The sequence below is a fragment of the Tistrella bauzanensis genome (genome assembly GCF_014636235.1).
Lineage (GTDB): Bacteria > Pseudomonadota > Alphaproteobacteria > Tistrellales > Tistrellaceae > Tistrella > Tistrella bauzanensis.
On the sequence record NZ_BMDZ01000035.1, the window covers coordinates 17,982 to 34,176 of the forward strand.

At 66.2% G+C, this 16,195-nt stretch carries 15 protein-coding genes; 9 read left to right on the forward strand and 6 right to left on the reverse strand.

Annotated elements, in window-relative coordinates:
* Nucleotides 1–100 precede the first annotated feature (100 nt).
* Together IEW15_RS14695 and IEW15_RS14700 are read left to right on the forward strand one after the other, a co-directional pair.
* On the forward strand, nucleotides 101–796 hold the full coding sequence (locus IEW15_RS14695; protein ID WP_188579224.1) for a dienelactone hydrolase family protein: 696 nt from the start codon (nucleotides 101–103) through the stop codon (nucleotides 794–796).
* Between the two features lie 207 nt (nucleotides 797–1,003).
* Complete coding sequence (locus IEW15_RS14700) at nucleotides 1,004–1,981, forward strand: quinone oxidoreductase family protein (protein ID WP_188579226.1); 978 nt, start codon at nucleotides 1,004–1,006, stop codon at nucleotides 1,979–1,981.
* A 137-nt stretch (nucleotides 1,982–2,118) separates the two neighbouring features.
* Here IEW15_RS14700 and rho read toward each other — a convergent pair whose 3' ends face one another.
* From rho to hemE, 4 genes are all read right to left on the reverse strand, one after another.
* Nucleotides 2,119–3,381 (reverse strand): transcription termination factor Rho, encoded by a 1,263-nt coding sequence (gene rho, locus IEW15_RS14705; RefSeq protein WP_188579228.1) that lies wholly within the window; start codon nucleotides 3,379–3,381, stop codon nucleotides 2,119–2,121.
* Between the two features lie 743 nt (nucleotides 3,382–4,124).
* A complete protein-coding gene (gene hemJ / locus IEW15_RS14710; RefSeq protein WP_188579230.1) occupies nucleotides 4,125–4,571 on the reverse strand; it encodes a protoporphyrinogen oxidase HemJ in 447 nt (148 codons plus the stop codon).
* Between the two features lie 76 nt (nucleotides 4,572–4,647).
* Nucleotides 4,648–5,781 carry a ferrochelatase gene (gene hemH / locus IEW15_RS14715; RefSeq protein ID WP_188579232.1) on the reverse strand — a complete coding sequence of 378 codons (1,134 nt, stop codon included), beginning with the start codon at nucleotides 5,779–5,781 and terminating at the stop codon, nucleotides 4,648–4,650.
* Between the two features lie 9 nt (nucleotides 5,782–5,790).
* The gene (hemE, locus tag IEW15_RS14720) at nucleotides 5,791–6,843 is read right to left on the reverse strand and encodes a uroporphyrinogen decarboxylase (RefSeq protein ID WP_188579234.1); all 1,053 of its coding nucleotides are present in this window, start codon (nucleotides 6,841–6,843) and stop codon (nucleotides 5,791–5,793) included.
* A gap of 917 nt (nucleotides 6,844–7,760) precedes the next feature.
* Between hemE and IEW15_RS14725 the strand changes: the two genes are divergently transcribed.
* The 7 genes from IEW15_RS14725 to IEW15_RS14755 all read left to right on the forward strand — a co-directional run bounded on the left by IEW15_RS14725 (nucleotide 7,761) and on the right by IEW15_RS14755 (nucleotide 14,845).
* Nucleotides 7,761–8,621 carry a pyruvate, water dikinase regulatory protein gene (locus IEW15_RS14725; RefSeq protein WP_188579306.1) on the forward strand — a complete coding sequence of 287 codons (861 nt, stop codon included), beginning with the start codon at nucleotides 7,761–7,763 and terminating at the stop codon, nucleotides 8,619–8,621.
* 28 nt (nucleotides 8,622–8,649) lie between these two features.
* Complete coding sequence (locus IEW15_RS14730) at nucleotides 8,650–9,294, forward strand: Maf family protein (protein WP_229708129.1); 645 nt, start codon at nucleotides 8,650–8,652, stop codon at nucleotides 9,292–9,294.
* Nucleotides 9,291–10,196 (forward strand): shikimate dehydrogenase, encoded by a 906-nt coding sequence (locus tag IEW15_RS14735; RefSeq protein WP_229708124.1) that lies wholly within the window; start codon nucleotides 9,291–9,293, stop codon nucleotides 10,194–10,196. Before IEW15_RS14730 ends, IEW15_RS14735 begins: the two co-directional genes overlap by 4 nt.
* Before the next feature lie 5 nt (nucleotides 10,197–10,201).
* Nucleotides 10,202–10,885, forward strand: a complete 684-nt coding sequence (gene coaE, locus IEW15_RS14740) for a dephospho-CoA kinase (protein WP_188579236.1) — start codon at nucleotides 10,202–10,204, stop codon at nucleotides 10,883–10,885.
* Between the two features lie 88 nt (nucleotides 10,886–10,973).
* Complete coding sequence (dnaQ, locus tag IEW15_RS14745) at nucleotides 10,974–11,657, forward strand: DNA polymerase III subunit epsilon (protein ID WP_188579237.1); 684 nt, start codon at nucleotides 10,974–10,976, stop codon at nucleotides 11,655–11,657.
* Nucleotides 11,658–12,539: 882 nt separating this feature from the next.
* Entirely contained in the window at nucleotides 12,540–14,144 is a 1,605-nt protein-coding gene (locus tag IEW15_RS14750) for a YifB family Mg chelatase-like AAA ATPase (RefSeq protein ID WP_372402873.1), read from the forward strand.
* 116 nt (nucleotides 14,145–14,260) lie between these two features.
* Nucleotides 14,261–14,845 (forward strand): helix-turn-helix domain-containing protein, encoded by a 585-nt coding sequence (locus IEW15_RS14755; RefSeq protein WP_188579241.1) that lies wholly within the window; start codon nucleotides 14,261–14,263, stop codon nucleotides 14,843–14,845.
* A gap of 18 nt (nucleotides 14,846–14,863) precedes the next feature.
* On the opposite strand, the gene IEW15_RS14760 is transcribed toward IEW15_RS14755, so the two are convergent.
* On the reverse strand, nucleotides 14,864–15,664 hold the full coding sequence (locus tag IEW15_RS14760; protein WP_188579243.1) for an ion transporter: 801 nt from the start codon (nucleotides 15,662–15,664) through the stop codon (nucleotides 14,864–14,866).
* Between the two features lie 133 nt (nucleotides 15,665–15,797).
* Nucleotides 15,798–16,166 (reverse strand): histidine triad nucleotide-binding protein, encoded by a 369-nt coding sequence (locus tag IEW15_RS14765; protein ID WP_188579245.1) that lies wholly within the window; start codon nucleotides 16,164–16,166, stop codon nucleotides 15,798–15,800.
* Nucleotides 16,167–16,195 lie beyond the last annotated feature (29 nt).

Below are 16,195 nucleotides of genomic sequence, written 5' to 3' on the forward strand. Positions count from 1 at the left end.
CTAGAAGCCTGTGGTCTCATCATACGGGCCGAACTGGTGCGGGGATCGCGGCAGACGCAGATATCATGTCCTTGATCCAGAAAGCCGAAGGGACCGAATAGTGGGCAGCATGGTTCAGATCACAGCCAAAGATGGCGGCACGTTCGAGGCATATGTGGCCAGGCCGCGCGGTGGCAGCGGGCCGGCTCTGGTGCTGATCCAGGAGATTTTCGGCGTCAATCACCTGATGCGCTATCAGGCCGATTGCTTCGCCGCCAAGGGCTTCACGGTCGTCGTGCCGGACCTGTTCTGGCGCCAGGAGCCCGGCATCATGCTGACCGATCAGAGCGAGGCCGACTGGCAGCGCGCCTTCGAATTGTTTCAGGGCTTCGATGTCGACAAGGGCGTCGACGACATCGCCCAGACCGTGGCCTATGCCCGCGGCGAAAGCAGCACCGGCAAGGTCGGCGCCATCGGCTGGTGTCTGGGTGGCCGTCTGGCCTTCCTGACCGCCGCCCGCACCGATATCGATGCCTCGGTCAGCTATTACGGCGTGATGCTGGACGAGCATCTGGGTGAGGCCGGCAATATTTCGGGCAAGGTGCTGGTGCATGTTGCCGCGAAGGATGATTTCGTGCCGCCAGAGGCCCAAGCCAAGATCAAGGACGGCCTGTCGGGCAATCCTCAGGTCGATCTGCACATCTATGAGGGCTGCAACCATGCCTTCGCCCGCCCCGGCGGCGGCAATTTCGTCCAGGATGCGGCGCTGAAGGCCGATGAGCGCACCCTCGCCTTCCTGAATGAAACCATCGCCTGAACGAGACCATCGCCGGAACCCTGGCGACCAGATATGCGAACCATCGGGGCGGCTCTGACGAGCCGCCCCTTTTTCGTCGCCGCGGGCCGCGGGAAACGGGCTGTTCCGTTCCGGGCCCGGGCAGAGCCATTGCATGACGACGCGCCGTCGCCGATCATCATGGCCCAAACCTGGACACCCGCCCCGCAAATGCAAGGAGACACCCCCATGGTGAAGGCGATCAGGATCGAGAAGACCGGCGGCCCCGAGGTCATGGCCTATGTCGATGTCGAGGTCGCGGCGCCCGGCCCCGGCCAGATCCGCATCCGGCACACCGCCGTGGGCCTGAACTTCATCGACGTCTATTTCCGCACCGGCCTGTATGCCCTACCCGCCCTGCCCGCGGTCCTCGGCATGGAAGGCGCCGGCGAGGTGGTGGCCGTGGGCGATGGCGTCGACGACCTGAAGCCGGGCGACCGGGTCGCCTATGCCAGCGGCCCTGTCGGCAGCTATGCCGAGGAACGGCTGATCGCCGCCGACCGCGTGGTGCCGGTGCCCGATACGATCGACGACGTCACCGCCGCGTCGATGATGCTGAAAGGCATGACCGCACAATACCTGCTGCGCCGCACCTATCCGGTCCAGGCCGGCCAGACCATCCTGATCCATGCCGCGGCCGGTGGCGTGGGCCAGATTGCCTGCCAATGGGCCAAGGCGCTGGGCGCCACGGTGATCGGCACGGTCGGTTCGGCCGAGAAGGCCGAGCTGGCGCGGGCCAATGGCTGCGATCATACGGTTCTGTACCGCGAGGAGAACCTGGCTGAGCGGGTCCGCGCGCTGACCGATGGCAAGGGTGTGCCGGTCGTCTACGACTCGGTCGGCAAGGACACCTTCATGGCCTCGCTCGACTGCCTGCAGACCCGTGGCTATATGGTCAGCTTCGGCCAGTCCTCGGGGTCGGTCGGGCCGGTCGATCTGGTGGTTCTGAACCAGCGCGGTGGCCTCTACGTCACCCGCCCCTCTCTGATCCATTATACCGGCACCAAACAGGAACTGCGCGACACCGCCCGGGATCTGTTCGACGTGGTGACCTCGGGCAAGGTCAAGGTCGGCGCCGCCCGCACCTATCCTCTCGCCGAAGCCGCCCAGGCGCATCGCGATCTGGAAGCCCGCGCCACCACCGGTGCCACGGTTCTGATCCCCTGATCCGCCCCCCTGATCGGATGATGCCCGGTCAGATGATATCCTGAGTTCCACGTGAAACGGCCGCCGCACCCGCGATGGGTACGGCGGCCGTTTCACGTGGAACATCATTCGGTCGTGATCAGAAGGGCCTGCGGCCGTCAGCTGTTCATCGAGTCGAAGAAGTCGGCATTGCTCTTGGTATGCTTCAGCTTGTCGACCAGGAAGTCCATGGCATCGATCGTGCCCATCGGCATCAGCACGCGACGCAGCACCCACATCTTCGACAAGGTGCCGCGATCGACCAGCAGCTCTTCCTTGCGGGTACCGGACTTGCCGATATCGATCGCCGGGAAGGTACGCTTGTCGGCGAGCTTGCGGTCGAGAATCAGTTCCGAATTGCCGGTGCCCTTGAACTCTTCGAAGATGACCTCGTCCATGCGCGACCCGGTGTCGATCAGCGCCGTGGCAATGATGGTCAGAGAACCGCCCTCTTCGATATTGCGGGCCGCACCGAAGAAGCGCTTCGGGCGCTGCAGGGCGTTGGCATCGACACCGCCGGTCAGCACCTTGCCCGAGGACGGGACCACGGTGTTGTAGGCGCGGGCCAGACGGGTGATCGAGTCGAGCAGGATAACCACGTCACGCTTGTGCTCGACCAGCCGCTTCGCCTTGTCGAGCACCATTTCCGCGACCTGAACATGGCGCGAAGCCGGCTCGTCGAAGGTGGAGCTGATCACCTCGCCCTTCACCGACCGGATCATGTCGGTCACCTCTTCCGGCCGCTCGTCGATCAGCAGCACGATCAGATAGCATTCCGGATGGTTGGTCGCGATCGCATGGGCGATGTTCTGCAGCAGCACGGTCTTGCCGGTGCGCGGCGGCGCCACGATCAGGGCGCGCTGGCCCTTGCCGAAGGGCGACACCAGATCGATAACCCGGGTCGCCGTGGTGGCGGTCTTCTTCGTCGGGTCGGAGAGTTCCAGGTTCAGCCGCTCATCGGGATAGAGCGGGGTCAGATCGTCGAAATTGATCTTGTGCCGGGCATGGTCCGGCTCTTCGAAGTTGATCGTGGTGACCTTGAGCAGCGCGAAATAGCGCTCGCCCTCTTTCGGTGCCCGAATCTGGCCGTCGACCGTGTCGCCGGTGCGCAGGCCGAAGCGGCGGATCTGCTGGGGGCTGACATAAATGTCATCCGGTCCAGCGAGATAATTGCTTTCCGGGGCCCGCAGGAAGCCGAACCCGTCCTGAAGTACTTCGAGCACACCACCGCCATGGATGGCGACGTTCTGTTCGGCCGACTGCTTCAGGATCGCGAACAGCAGATCCTGCTTGCGCAACGTGCCGGCGTTCTCGACGCCCAGGGTTTCGGCGAACTGCAACAGTTCCGCCGGGGTTTTCGTCTTCAGTTCCTGCAGGTTCATGCGATGGATTCCGATCGGGGGCCGGCAGCCCGCAAGGCTGCGCTGACCCTATGCCATACACTGGTCGGGCCGGGCGATAAACGGCCGGACCGTCCGGACGTCAGGCCGGGATAGATCGATCGCACTTCGCGCTCAGGCATATGGATGAACGCCCGGCAGACTGCCGGACGGTTCACGATCATGCTGTCACCCGGACCGGCGGATGCTGGTGACCGGAGATTGCCGGAGACCAACCCGAACCGGCGGTCGCCGTTTCGCGCCGGCGCCCGATGACAGACCCATGATGACAGGCCCTGAAGAGGTTCGATCGACAAGGAAGGACGTGATGGACCGCGTCGGCGTATACAGCCGGGCAATCCGCTGACCGGTATCGGCAGCCACGGTCCCGGATGACAAGTCCACCCGAACCAGCCAAATTGGCCGTGAGCCAGACAAGGCTGCAAGGTTGGGTGACATCACCGGGCAAACGGGCCGCGTCGCGACGCCCATCCGTATGATCCGTCTTGGCTGGCCTGAGGTTCCGGCCTGCCATCGACCGAGGAGCGGGTGTCCCGATACCGGCTTCATCGGCACGTTGACCGCACCGATGCCTAATCAGTTAGCGCTTCGGATGGCCGCTGTCAAACCCGATACGACAGAAACACCCCCTGCTTTGGTCGATTTTCGCAGAAAACCACCTGACGGGGATCAGATCGGCCCGACACATCCCCCCATTCAGGGGCATATCCCGGCACATCCGCCGGTCAGAACGGCTTCACGATCACCAGAATGACGATGGCGATCATCAGCAGGGTCGGCACCTCGTTCATCCAGCGATAAAACCGTGCCGGCCGGGTGTTGCGATCCTCGGCAAAGGCCCGGGTCCAGCCGACAAAGGCGCCATGCATGCCCGACAGCACCAGTACCAGGGCCAGCTTGGCATGCAGCCAGCCTTCCGACAGCGACACCGCGCCCGTGGCCAGAATGCCCAGGCCGAACAGCCAGGTGGCGATCATCGCCGGATTGATGATCGCCTTCAGCAGCCGCCGCTCCATCACCTTGAACCGTTCCGACACCTCGGAACCGGGGACGGCATCGGCGTGATACACGAACAGGCGCGGCAGATACAGCATGCCGGCCATCCAGGCGATGACCGAAATCACGTGCAGCGCCTTGATCCAGGGATAGGCACCGGCCAGGCTGTCGATCATCGGCTGTCGCTCCGTTGACTTGGGTCGTTGAGAACCGCCTGGGCGGTGGCAGGCCGTGGCTGGCAGCCCTGCGCGCTCAGGCGTGGCTCAGCCGGGCGGCACGGCAGGCGCACTGGCTGAAGCTGGCCGGACAGCCGGTGCCGGCCACATCCGGCGCGACCGGCCGGCCTCCGCTCGCCGTCAGCCGGTCCAGCCCCTGCACCACCAGATCGCCCAGCCCGCCGATGAAGGCCGGATGCACCGATGGTGTCGGCACCCGGTAATAGGGCATGGCGCCGGCTTTCTCGGCCAGCTCGCGATATTCGATGTCGAGTTCCACCAGGGTCTCGACATGTTCGGACACGAAAGCCACCGGCACCACGATCAGCGCCCGGCCATCGCGGCCGGCCCGCTCCACTTCCGCATCGGTGGACGGGCCGATCCATTCCAGGGGCCCCACCCGGCTCTGATAGCAGACCTGCCAGTCGAGATCATCGGGCCCTGAACGGCCGATCAGCGGCGCCAGCGCCGCCACGATCGCCGCACAGCTCTGTTCCACCTGCCATTGATAGGGATCGCCGCGCTCGATGATCTTCTTCGGCAGACCATGGGCCGATAGCAGCAGCCGCACCGGCCTGGCCGGCCCGCCATCCCCGCCGGTCTCGGCCTGACGCCAGCGTTCGGCGATCAACTCGGCATGGGCGCGGATCAGCCCCGGCTGCCGCGGATAGCAGCAGAGGGTGGTGGTCGGCACATCAAGGCCCGCACGGCGCGCGACCTTGACCCAGTCCTTCAGTGACGAGGCGCTGGTCGAGGTGGAATATTGCGGATAGAGCGGCAGGGCCACGATCCGATCAGGCGCCCAGGCCTTGACCTCGGCGGCGACCCGGTCGGCGAAGGGATGCCAGTAGCGCATCACCGGCCAGGCCTTCACAATCATGCCCCGGCCGGCCAGATCGGCCTCCAGCGCCCGTGCCTGGGCCTGGGTTTCCGGCAGCAGAGGGGAACCACCGCCCATCAGGGCATAGTTCTGGCGGGCGAATGGCGCCCGCCTGCGACTGATCAGCGTGGCGATCGCCCAGCGGATCAGCGCCGGCGCGCCGATGATTGCCGGATCGTTGAACAGGTTGAACAGGAACGGGCGGACGGCGTCGGGACCATCCGGCCCGCCCAGATTGAACAACAGGATAGCGATTCGTCCCGTTTCTGTCTTATCACGTTCCTGTATCATGACATGTCTTTACACCCGGTCGGCATCGGCGGCCCGTACCGCTTCGACCACCTGAGCCACATGATCAGGATTGGTGGACGGCAGAACGCCATGGCCGAGATTGAACACGAAGCCACCCATCGGGGCCAGGCGGTCACATATCGCCCGCACCCGGCGGATCATGTCCGGCCCGCCCGCGACCAGACGGCCGGGATCGAGATTGCCCTGAACGGCCACATGCGGCCGCAGCCGCCGGGCGATGGCCTCGACGGTCCAGGTGGGGTCGACGCTGACCGCATCGACACCGGCATGCAGGGCGAAACTCTCATATAGCGTGCCGGCGCGGTTCGGAAAGCCTGTGATCGGCACGTCGGGATGATTGGCGCGGATCCGGCTGGCGATCGCGCGGATCGGGGCCACGGTCCAACGCTCGAAGGCCTCTTCATCCAGCGCGCCGGCCCAGCTGTCGAAGATCTGCACCGCCTCGGCACCGGCTGCGATCTGGGCTTCGAGATGCTGGACGGTGGCATCGACCAGTAGGTCGATCAGGCGTTGAAACCCGTCCGGATCGCCATAGGCCCAGCGCTTGGCTTTCAGGAAATCCCGGCTCGATCCGCCTTCCAGCATATAGGTGGCGACCGTCCAGGGGGCGCCGGCGAAACCGATCAGCGCCTTGCCCGCCGGCAGCGCGGCCTTCACCCGGGCCGCGGTTTCATAGACCGGCTTGAGCTTTTCAGCCATCGCGGCCAGATCGAGCGCGTCGAGTGCGGCCGTCCCAGTCAGCGGTTCGAGCTTCGGCCCCTCGCCTTCGACAAACCACACCGTCTGGCCCAGCCCATGGGGGACGACCAGGATGTCGGAAAACAGGATCGCCGCATCCAGGTCGAAGCGGCGCAATGGCTGAAGGGTCACTTCGGTGGCGAAATCGGGCGTGTAGCACAGATCGAGGAAGCCGTTCGCCTGGGCCCGCAGCGCACGATATTCGGGCAGATAGCGGCCGGCCTGACGCATGAGCCAGATCGGGGTCCGGTCCGGATGCCCGCCCTTCAGGGCTGCGAGCAGCGGCTTGGTGGTCTCGGTCATCGATGCGGTCCTCAAGGCTTCTTTGTCAGGCAAAACGGCCGCGTCGATGGATGACATCGACCGGCCCTGATCCCGGTGCGACGGATCATGCCCTGCACCGACGGGGGACACCAGCACCGTTGCCGGGCCGGCTTTCGTTTTGGCCCGCGACCGAATGTCCCAGCCAGCGCTTTCGATCGACGAACCTGGCGCCCGTTGCCGTTTCGGCAACGGCTTCGATGGTCTCGACCAGGGGCTGGTATCGGGCCGGTATGCGATCGGGGAAGGGTATCTGGCATGCATCATGACCTCAGACCCGGATTGTGGACAAGACCGCCTCCTCTCAAATGAAAGGTGAAGGTTGGGATGAAGGCTGTAGAGGATAGTGGGTGCCTGTGGATAACGGGGATCCCCACCCGTCCACAAACCATCCACAGATCCATCCTCATGTGGGCAATCTCAAGGGGCTCTGCGGGTGTGAGCGTGGATAACTTCGGAGTCCGGCGTTTTCACGCAGGGGATAATGTCGTGGATAACGTGGAAAACTCTGCATGCGGCCGGCGTCCTCCCGTGGCTGGTGCAGGCCACGGCCTGAAGAAGCCCACATGGAGACGGCTCGGCGGATGACAGATGAAACATGGTGACGCAATATGAGCGCCCAGCCCCGAAACGGCTTTAACCCCCGTGATTCCCGGTTATCCACAGACGTGAACAAGAAGCGAACGATATGAGAACACGACCGCTGCCGCGATCTTTGTTCCCGTGCTGCCCGCTGTGGTGCCGACGATCATCCTGCTCTGCCGGAGACCCCCATGCCTGACCGGAAAACCGAGCCTGATGCCGCATCGGCGCCGGCGGTCGATGCCGGCACCGGCACCTTACCGGCGACCCCACCTGCAGCCGGAATGCCACAGTCAATCGACAATGACGCGGCGATGATGCCGCTGCGCGGTGGCGCCCATGGTGTGGATGCCGCCCGCCAGCAGGTGCTGTTCGACCTGCATCTGGTGTCGGATTCAAGCGGCGAGACCGTGAACACGGTCGCGCGCGCGGTGCTGGCCCAGTTCGATGGCGTCGATGCGCGCGAGCATGTCTGGTCGCTGGTCCGATCCCCCGCCCAGCTTGAAAAGGTGATCAATTCGATCGAGGCCCATCCGGGGCTGGTGATGTACACCCTGGCGTTGAGCGAATTGCGCGAGCGGCTGGAAGAGGCCTGCCGGCGCCTGAAAGTGCCTTGCGTGCCGGTTCTGGATCCGATCACCGACATCGTCAGCGGCTATCTGGGCGTCGCGGTGTCGCGGCGGCCCGGCCGCCGGCACATGCTGGACCAGGAATATTTCGCCCGGATCGACGCGATGCATTTCGCCCTGATCCATGATGACGGCCAGTCGCTGTGGGACATCGATGATGCCGATGTGATCCTGGTCGGCGTGTCGCGCAGCTCGAAAACCCCGACCGCGATCTATCTGGCCAACCGGGGCGTGAAGGCCGCGAACGTGCCGCTGGTGCCCGGCCATCCGCTGCCCGACGAGGTGGAGGCGGCAACCCGGCCATTCATCGTCGGCCTGACCACCAGCCCGGAGCGGCTGGTCCAGATCCGCCGCAACCGTTTGTTGAGCCTGAACCAGCCCGATGACAGCGAATATATCGACCTGGAGGCGGTGCGCACCGAGGTGATCGCCGCCCGCCGGCTGTTCGAGCGCAAGGGCTGGCCGTCGATCGACGTCACCCGCCGCTCGATCGAGGAAACCGCCGCCGCGATCTATCAGATGTATCTGCGCCATATCGGCGACAATTGACCCAGTGGACACCGGAGACCCGATGACCATGGCCGACCACGACCCGCAAGATCAGGCGCCGCCCGGCGATATGCCCGAACCCCGGCTGATCCTGGCCTCGGAAAGCCCGGCGAGGGCGGCGATGCTGCGCGGCGCCGGGCTGAATTTCATCGCCCTGCCCGCGCGGATCGACGAGACCGCGGTGAAAGAAGCGATGCAGGCCGAAGCGGCGGCGCCTGAGGACGTGGCGGTGATGCTGGCCGAGATGAAGGCCCGGCGGCTGAGTGCCCGTGCCGGCCGCTTGGCCGTGCTGGGCGCCGATCAGATGCTGGTCGCCGATGGCCGCTGGTTCGACAAGCCTGCCAGCCGCGATGACGCGCGCGCCACCCTTGAAGCCCTGTCGGGCCGGCGCCACGAGCTGATCTCGGCGGCGGTGGTGATGGTGGACGGCAACCGGGTCTGGCATGCCATCGGCCGTGCCCGGCTGACCATGCGGCCGCTTTCGGCCACGTTCATCGACCACTATCTCGACCGGGCCGGAGACGATGTGCTGACCTCGGTGGGGGCCTATCAGCTTGAAGGGCTGGGTGCGCAGTTGTTCTCGAAGGTCGAGGGCGATTACTTCACGATACTGGGATTGCCATTGATTGAACTGCTGGACTTCCTGCGCGGCCGCGGGGTGATCGAGACATGAGCGCGCAGCCCCCCGACATGCCGCCCGCGCCGCACCCCGGCTGGATCAGCGGCAAGGCCCGGCTGGCCGGGGTGATCGGCCACCCGGTCAGCCATTCGCGGTCGCCCCGGCTGCATAGCTTCTGGCTGGCCCGCCACGCGATCGACGGCGCCTATCTGCCGCTGGCGGTGAACCCGGATGATCTGGTGGCGGTGCTGCATGCTCTGCCCCGGATGGGGTTTCGCGGTGTGAACCTGACCCTGCCGCACAAGCAACTGGCGATGGCGATGGTCGATCATCTCGATCCCGCCGCCCGCGCGATCGGGGCTGTGAACACGCTGGTCTTCGATGACGCCCATGGCATCGCCGGCTATAACACCGACGGCTATGGTTTTGGCGCGGCGCTCGCAGCGGGTGGCCCCGGCCGTGACGCGGCGGCGCCGGCGCTGGTGCTGGGGGCGGGTGGTGCCGCGCGCGCGGTGGTCCATGCCCTCGCCACCGCCGGATGCGCCGAGATCCGGATCGCCAACCGCGGCGCGGCGCGGGCGGCGGCGCTGGCGGCCGATCTGGCGCCGCATCTGCCCGGCTGCCGGCTGGTGGTGGTGGATTGGCGGCAGCGAGGGGACGCGCTGGACGGCTGCGGCACCCTGGTCAACACCACCAGCCTGGGCCTGGCCGGCCAGCCGCCGCTTGAGATGGCGCTGGATATGGCCGGCCCCGGGCTGGTGGTGTCGGATATCGTCTATGATCCGCTGGACACAGCCCTGCTGGTGGCCGCACGAGCACGCGGGCTGGTGGCGGTGGATGGGCTGGGCATGCTGCTGCATCAGGCGGTGCCGGGTTTCGAGCACTGGTTCGGTCTGCGGCCGGTGGTCGACGATGCCCTGCGCCGCCATGTCGCGGCCGATCTGATCGGAGACTGAGATTTATGCAGATCATCGGCCTGACCGGATCGATCGGCATGGGAAAATCGACCACCTCGACCATGCTGCGGCGGCTGAAAGTGCCGGTCTTCGATGCCGACGCCACGGTTCATCAGTTGCTGGCGCCCGGCGGTCGCGGCTTCGGGCCTGTGGCCGAGCGCTTCCCTGAGGCGGTGCGCGATGGCCGCATCGACCGGGTGGCGCTGGGCGCCAGGGTCTTCGGCCGCAAGGCGGAATTGCGGGCATTGGAGCGGATCCTTCACCCGCTGGTCCGCGACGCCCAGCACCATTTCATCGCAACCCATGCCCGCCGGCGCGCGCCGCTGGTGGTGCTGGACATTCCGCTGCTGTTTGAAAGCGGCGGCAACCGGCGGGTCGATGCGGTGCTGGTGGTGAGCGCCCCCAACTGGGTGCAGGCGCGCCGCGTGCTGGCGCGGCCGGGGATGACCCGGCCCAAATTCCGCGACATCCTGGCCAAACAGGTGCCGGATGCCGAGAAGCGCCGCGGCGCCGATGCGGTGATCCAGACCGGGCTTGGCCGCGCCCATGCCTTTCGCGCCCTGACCCTGGCCCTGGACCGGCTGGCCGGCCGCCCGCACCGGATGTGGAAGAGCCATTGGCAGCGCCCGCGCCTGCACCATCCGCGCATCCAGCCACCATCCGGCGCCAGACGGCGGCCGGGCGGCTGACACCGCCCCCCCGATCAGGCCGACCTCGATCAAGTCGTTCCGCACGCTCTTTCACCCAACCCACCCAGTTCACCCGGAGACCCGCCCGATGCGCGAGATTTCGTTCGACACCGAGACCACCGGTTTTGATCCGGCGACCGGCGACCGGATCGTCGAGATCGGCTGCGTGGAGATTCTGGATCAGGCCCGCACCGGCGCCGAATTCCATGTCTATATCAACCCGGAACGCGACGTGCCCGAGGCGGCGGTGGCGGTGCATGGCCTGACCTGGGAGCGGCTGAAGCCCGAACCGGTGTTCGCGGCGGTGGCGGACCGGTTTCTCGACTTCGTCGGCGACAGCCCGCTGGTGGCGCATAACGCCAGTTTCGACATGCGGTTCATCAATGCCGAATTGACCCGGCTGGGCCGCGCGCCGATCCCGATGAGCCGGTCGATCGATACCGTGCAGATGGCCCGGATCCGGTTTCCCGGCGCGCCGGCCAGCCTGGACGCGCTGTGCCGCCGGTTCGGCGTCGACAACAGCGGCCGCGACCTGCATGGCGCGCTGCTCGACGCCCAGCTTCTGGCGGAAGTGTATCTGCACCTGCTGGGCGACCGTCAGCGCGGCTTCGATCTGGCCGCCGACCGCCGGGCCAGCGGCCAGACCGATGGCCGCCGCCGCACCATCGCCCGCCCGCCCCGCCCCCATGCGCCGACACCGGCCGAACTGGAAGCCCATCAGGCCTTTATTCTGAAAGAGGTCAAGGCGGCGTTGTGGCTGGCTGAAGATTGAGCCGGGCACGACCACGGCTTTTCAGTCCCGGCCGTCGCCCGCCGTCTTCTTCCGTGACCGCCCTTTGTGGCCATCTTGTTTCTGCGGCCATCTGCATCGGCGCAGCCTGTGCCGCGGCGCGGGAGTCATTGACAGATCCATAGGGTGGAATCTGACCGGCGGGATAATATTTCACAAATCGAGATAATCTGCTGTTGGATGACATCATGGTTAAAGCCCAACTCCCGGATCATTTGACTATGGGGGAACCGGCCAGATCATGGCAGCTATGACTGCAATTTGGTCCGGAGCGATTGATATTTTGGATAGTTTTTCAAGGTAAGATGGAGAGACATGGTGATTTTTACCTTGCCTTCTACGCTTTCGTGGCGATCTTTGATGAAGAGACGTGATATCCGTCTGCGGATACACGATTTAAGGTTTCTTCGGATAATCTAAAACTACCGTTGCGTGCCTATCCGCGGTATAGCCTGTTCACTCACACTGGGCTTTCTTCTTTAGGTAACGAATTAACCATAGTACTATCGTATCGGTAGTTTATTCGTGTTGATTACCCGTCAAGGTATTTAAGCTTGTCTGACAACCCGCTTTAGCTGTAAATGTCGGGCAGGACTTGATTTAAACTCCATGATTATTGACGAAATCATGGCGGTCGACTAACGATCAGGTAGAACAGTATGGCGCACAGATAGCACGCCACACGCCCACGGCGTGCGGCGGAGGAGTTTCCTGCGTGCAGGCGTTGTGGATTGAGTGCTTCGGCAGCGGCCGGCCCGCTGGTGCGCGCGGCCGTGCCGATGTGATGTGCGTCCGGCGTTTGTTGAAACCCACCGGCGGCAGCGGCCGGCGGGCCCTGCACGCGCATGAAATGGCTGGCGCGTGATGGCACATGTAGACACGGTGGCGTTGATCGGCATCCGGGCGGTTCCGGTCGAGGTTCAGGTGGCGATCTCGGCCGGCCTGCCGGCTTTTGCCGTGGTCGGCTTGGGCGACAAGGCGGTGACCGAGGCGCGTGAACGGGTGCGCGCGGCGCTGGGCCGGTTGGGGCTGACCCTGCCGCCCAAACGGATCCTGGTCAATCTGGCGCCGGCGGGGCTGGTCAAGGAAGGCTCGCATTACGACCTGCCGATCGCGTTGGCCCTGATGCTGGGCATCGGTGCCCTGCCGGCCGGCGCGCTCGACGGCCATCTGGCGCTGGGTGAATTGTCGCTGGATGGCGCGCTGGCACCGGTGGCGGGCGTGCTGCCGGCGGCGGTGATGGCCGCCGAAACCGGCCGGCGGATCATCTGCCCGGCGGCGAATGCCGATGAAGCGGCCTGGGCCGGCGATCGCCATGCGGTGGTGGCCGCGGCCGATCTGCTGGGGCTTCTGGGCCATCTGTCGGGCCGCAGCACCCTGCCGGTGCCGGCCGAACCCCGGCTGGACGACGATCCGCCGGCGCCGGATCTGGCCGATATCCGCGGCCAGCCTCTGGCCCGGCGGGCGCTGGAGGTGGTGGCGGCCGGCCGGCACAATCTGCTGATGATCGGGCCGCCCGGTGCCGGCAAATCGATGCTGGCGAGGCGGCTGCCCGGCCTGCTGCCGCCGTTGTCACCGCCGGAATCGCTGGATCTGTGCCTGATCGAAAGTGTCGCCGGGCGTGGTGCGATCCGCCCGCGTATCCGCCGGCCGTTCCGCGACCCGCATCATTCGGCATCGGCCGCCGCTCTCGTCGGCGGCGGCAACCGGGCGCGCCCCGGCGAGATCAGTCTGGCGCATGGCGGTGTGCTGTTCCTGGACGAACTGCCCGAGTTTCAGCGCGCCACCCTGGAAGCCCTGCGCCAGCCGATCGAGCAGGGCGAGGCGGTGGTGTCGCGGGCGGCACTGCATGTGTCCTATCCAGCGCAGGTGCAGGTGATCGCGGCGATGAACCCGTGCCGCTGCGGCCATGTCGCCGACCCGGCGCTCGCCTGCCCGCGCGCGCCGCGCTGTGCCGCCGATTACCAGACCCGGCTGTCCGGGCCGCTGCTGGACCGGTTCGACATGACCATCGAACTGGCGCCGACCCCGCCGGCGGCGATCCTGACCCAGGGGCCGGGTGAGGCCAGTGCCCCGGTGCGCGAACGGGTACTGGCCGCCCGCGCCCGCGCCAATGCCCGCAATCACGCGCTGGTGGCCACGCCCGAGATGCCGGCGCATCTGCGCCGGCCATTGTGCAATGCCGAACTCGACGGCGTGGCGCTGGACCGGGCCGCGGTGCTGGAACCGGACGCCCGAGCCCTGATGCTGACGGCGGCCGACCGCCTGCGTCTGTCGGCAAGAGGCATGACCCGGGTGTTGCGGGTGGCGCTGACCATCGCCGATCTTGCCGGCCGTGACACCATAGGGCGGGCGCAGCTGGGTGAGGCGCTTGCCTATCGCCGCCCGCCACGGCTGGCCGCAGGCATGCGTGTGCCACCCTCCGATGGGGGCGGAAACCGGCCCCGTCTTCCCCATCATCACCAGTGACCAACGGACCGCTTCCGATGACAGACAACGACCAGAACGACGCCCCAGACCACAAGGCCCCGTCAAAAGGTCGCAGGCGGCAACCGGACATGGTGCAATCAGAGGAGACGACAGCGATGCCGGATGCTGCCGGGGAACTGGTCGCCGAAGGCGGCGTGCCCGACTGGCCGCCAGCCGATGACGACGCTGGCGGCAGCGACCCGCGGGTGGTCAGCGCCCAGGCGATCGATGCCCATGTCGGCACCCGTATCCTGGCACTGCGCCAGATGCGCGAGATCAGCCAGCACCAGCTTGGCGAGGCGCTGGGCCTGACCTTCCAGCAGATCCAGAAATATGAACGCGGCATGAACCGGATCAGCGCAGGGCGGCTGTTTATGGCCGCGCGCTTCCTGCGGGTGCCGGTGTCGTATTTCTTCGAAGGCCTGCCCACCGGCGCCCGGCTGGACAACTGGATGTCGCAACCTCATGCCGCCGAGGCGCCGACGCCGTTTCCGGTGGTGTCGCCGGTCGAGGATCGCCAGCTTCAGGATCTGCTGGTCGCCTATGCCCGGATCAGCGATCCGGCGCGGCGGCGGGCGCTGGCCACCGCCATCCGCAACATCGCCGACGCCTTCCAGGGCCTGAACCTGCCGCCCGAGGGCAGCGGCCCGCCGCTGCCGCCGCGCCGCCGCCGGGGCCGGCCGCCCAAGAAGCGCGACTGACCGGGCGGCGGATGCCGATCAGGCGGCCGGTGGTGTGATCGCGGTCTTCAGTTCGGCGATTTCGCTGCGCAGGGCGCGGACCTCGGCCACCAGGGCGGCGGTATCCATTTCGGGCACCACGCGTTCGGCATCGACCGCCGCCTGATGCTGTTCCTGCATCGCCGAGACGATCACGCCGATGAACAGGTTGAGCACCGCATAGGTGCTGCACAGGATGAAGGGCACGAAGAAGGTCCAGGCCAGCGGATGGGCCTCCATCACCGGCCGCACGATGCCCATCGACCAGCTTTCCAGGGTCATCACCTGGAACAGCGTATAGGTGGAGGCGCCAAGCGTGCCGAACCAGTCGGGGAAGCTGGCGCCATAAAGCCCGGTCGCCATCACCGCGAAGACATAGAACATCAGCACCAGCAGAACCACGATCGACGCCATGCCCGGCAGGGCCGCGACCAGCCCGCCGACCACCCGGCGCAGCGACGGCACCACCGAGATCAGCCTGAGCACCCGCAGGATGCGCAGCGAGCGCAGCACCTGGAATGGGCCGCTGGCCGGCATCAGCGAAATCGCCACGATCGCGAAATCGAACAGGCTCCACGGGTCGCGGAAGAACCGGAAGCCGTGGGCAAACAGCCTGAGGGCGATTTCGACCACGAAGATCGCCAGAATGATCCGGTCGATGACCGCCAGCGTGCCGCCGATCGCGGCGCGCAGGCCGGCATCGGTTTCCAGCCCCATCGTGATGGCGTTCAGGACGATGACGGCGATGATGAAATATTCCCATCCTCGCGATCCGAGGACGTGGGCAAGGCTGCGGCGCATGGGCGTGCTTCTCTGAGGGGCCAAGATCGCGGCCAGAATCAGCGCCCCCGCGCCGCTGGTCAATATGGATTAAGCGGCAGGCAATATGGATTAAGTGGCAGCCTGAGCCGACCGCTTCGGCGCGCCTGCGCCGTCAGCCACGGGCGTCGGGCAGCATCCGGCCAAGCGGCCGGCCACCCAGCACATGGACATGCAGATGCGGCACTTCCTGATGACCGTGGCCGCCGATATTCGACAGGATGCGATAGCCGGTTTCGGCCACGCCGGCCTTGCGAGCGATCTCGCCCACCACCTTGAAGTAGTGGCCCACCACCTCAGGCGTCGCATTGGCAGTGAAATCGTCCAGTGAGGTATAGGGGCCCTTGGGGATCACCAGCACATGCACCGGCGCCAGCGGCCGGATGTCGTTGAAGGCGAGCACATGCTCGTCCTCATAGACCGTATCGCAGGGCAACTCGCCGCGCAGGATGCGGGCGAAGATATTGGTCTGGTCATAGGCCATGGCGGGCTGGCTCCGGCTGCCGGGTCTGC

Bases quoted from the DNA above. Each gene is read 5' to 3' on its own strand.
- hemH (WP_188579232.1), bottom strand. From the start codon at position 5,781: ATGATACAGGAACGTGATAAGACAGAAACGGGACGAATCGCTATCCTG.
- hemE (WP_188579234.1), bottom strand. From the start codon at position 6,843: ATGACCGAGACCACCAAGCCGCTGCTCGCAGCCCTGAAGGGCGGGCAT.
- coaE (WP_188579236.1), top strand. From the start codon at position 10,202: ATGCAGATCATCGGCCTGACCGGATCGATCGGCATGGGAAAATCGACC.
- dnaQ (WP_188579237.1), top strand. From the start codon at position 10,974: ATGCGCGAGATTTCGTTCGACACCGAGACCACCGGTTTTGATCCGGCG.
- IEW15_RS14755 (WP_188579241.1), top strand. From the start codon at position 14,261: ATGCCGGATGCTGCCGGGGAACTGGTCGCCGAAGGCGGCGTGCCCGAC.
- IEW15_RS14750 (WP_372402873.1), top strand. From the start codon at position 12,540: ATGGCACATGTAGACACGGTGGCGTTGATCGGCATCCGGGCGGTTCCG.
- IEW15_RS14765 (WP_188579245.1), bottom strand. From the start codon at position 16,166: ATGGCCTATGACCAGACCAATATCTTCGCCCGCATCCTGCGCGGCGAG.
- IEW15_RS14700 (WP_188579226.1), top strand. From the start codon at position 1,004: ATGGTGAAGGCGATCAGGATCGAGAAGACCGGCGGCCCCGAGGTCATG.
- rho (WP_188579228.1), bottom strand. From the start codon at position 3,381: ATGAACCTGCAGGAACTGAAGACGAAAACCCCGGCGGAACTGTTGCAG.
- IEW15_RS14760 (WP_188579243.1), bottom strand. From the start codon at position 15,664: ATGCGCCGCAGCCTTGCCCACGTCCTCGGATCGCGAGGATGGGAATAT.
- IEW15_RS14725 (WP_188579306.1), top strand. From the start codon at position 7,761: ATGCCGCTGCGCGGTGGCGCCCATGGTGTGGATGCCGCCCGCCAGCAG.
- IEW15_RS14735 (WP_229708124.1), top strand. From the start codon at position 9,291: ATGAGCGCGCAGCCCCCCGACATGCCGCCCGCGCCGCACCCCGGCTGG.
- hemJ (WP_188579230.1), bottom strand. From the start codon at position 4,571: ATGATCGACAGCCTGGCCGGTGCCTATCCCTGGATCAAGGCGCTGCAC.
- IEW15_RS14730 (WP_229708129.1), top strand. From the start codon at position 8,650: ATGGCCGACCACGACCCGCAAGATCAGGCGCCGCCCGGCGATATGCCC.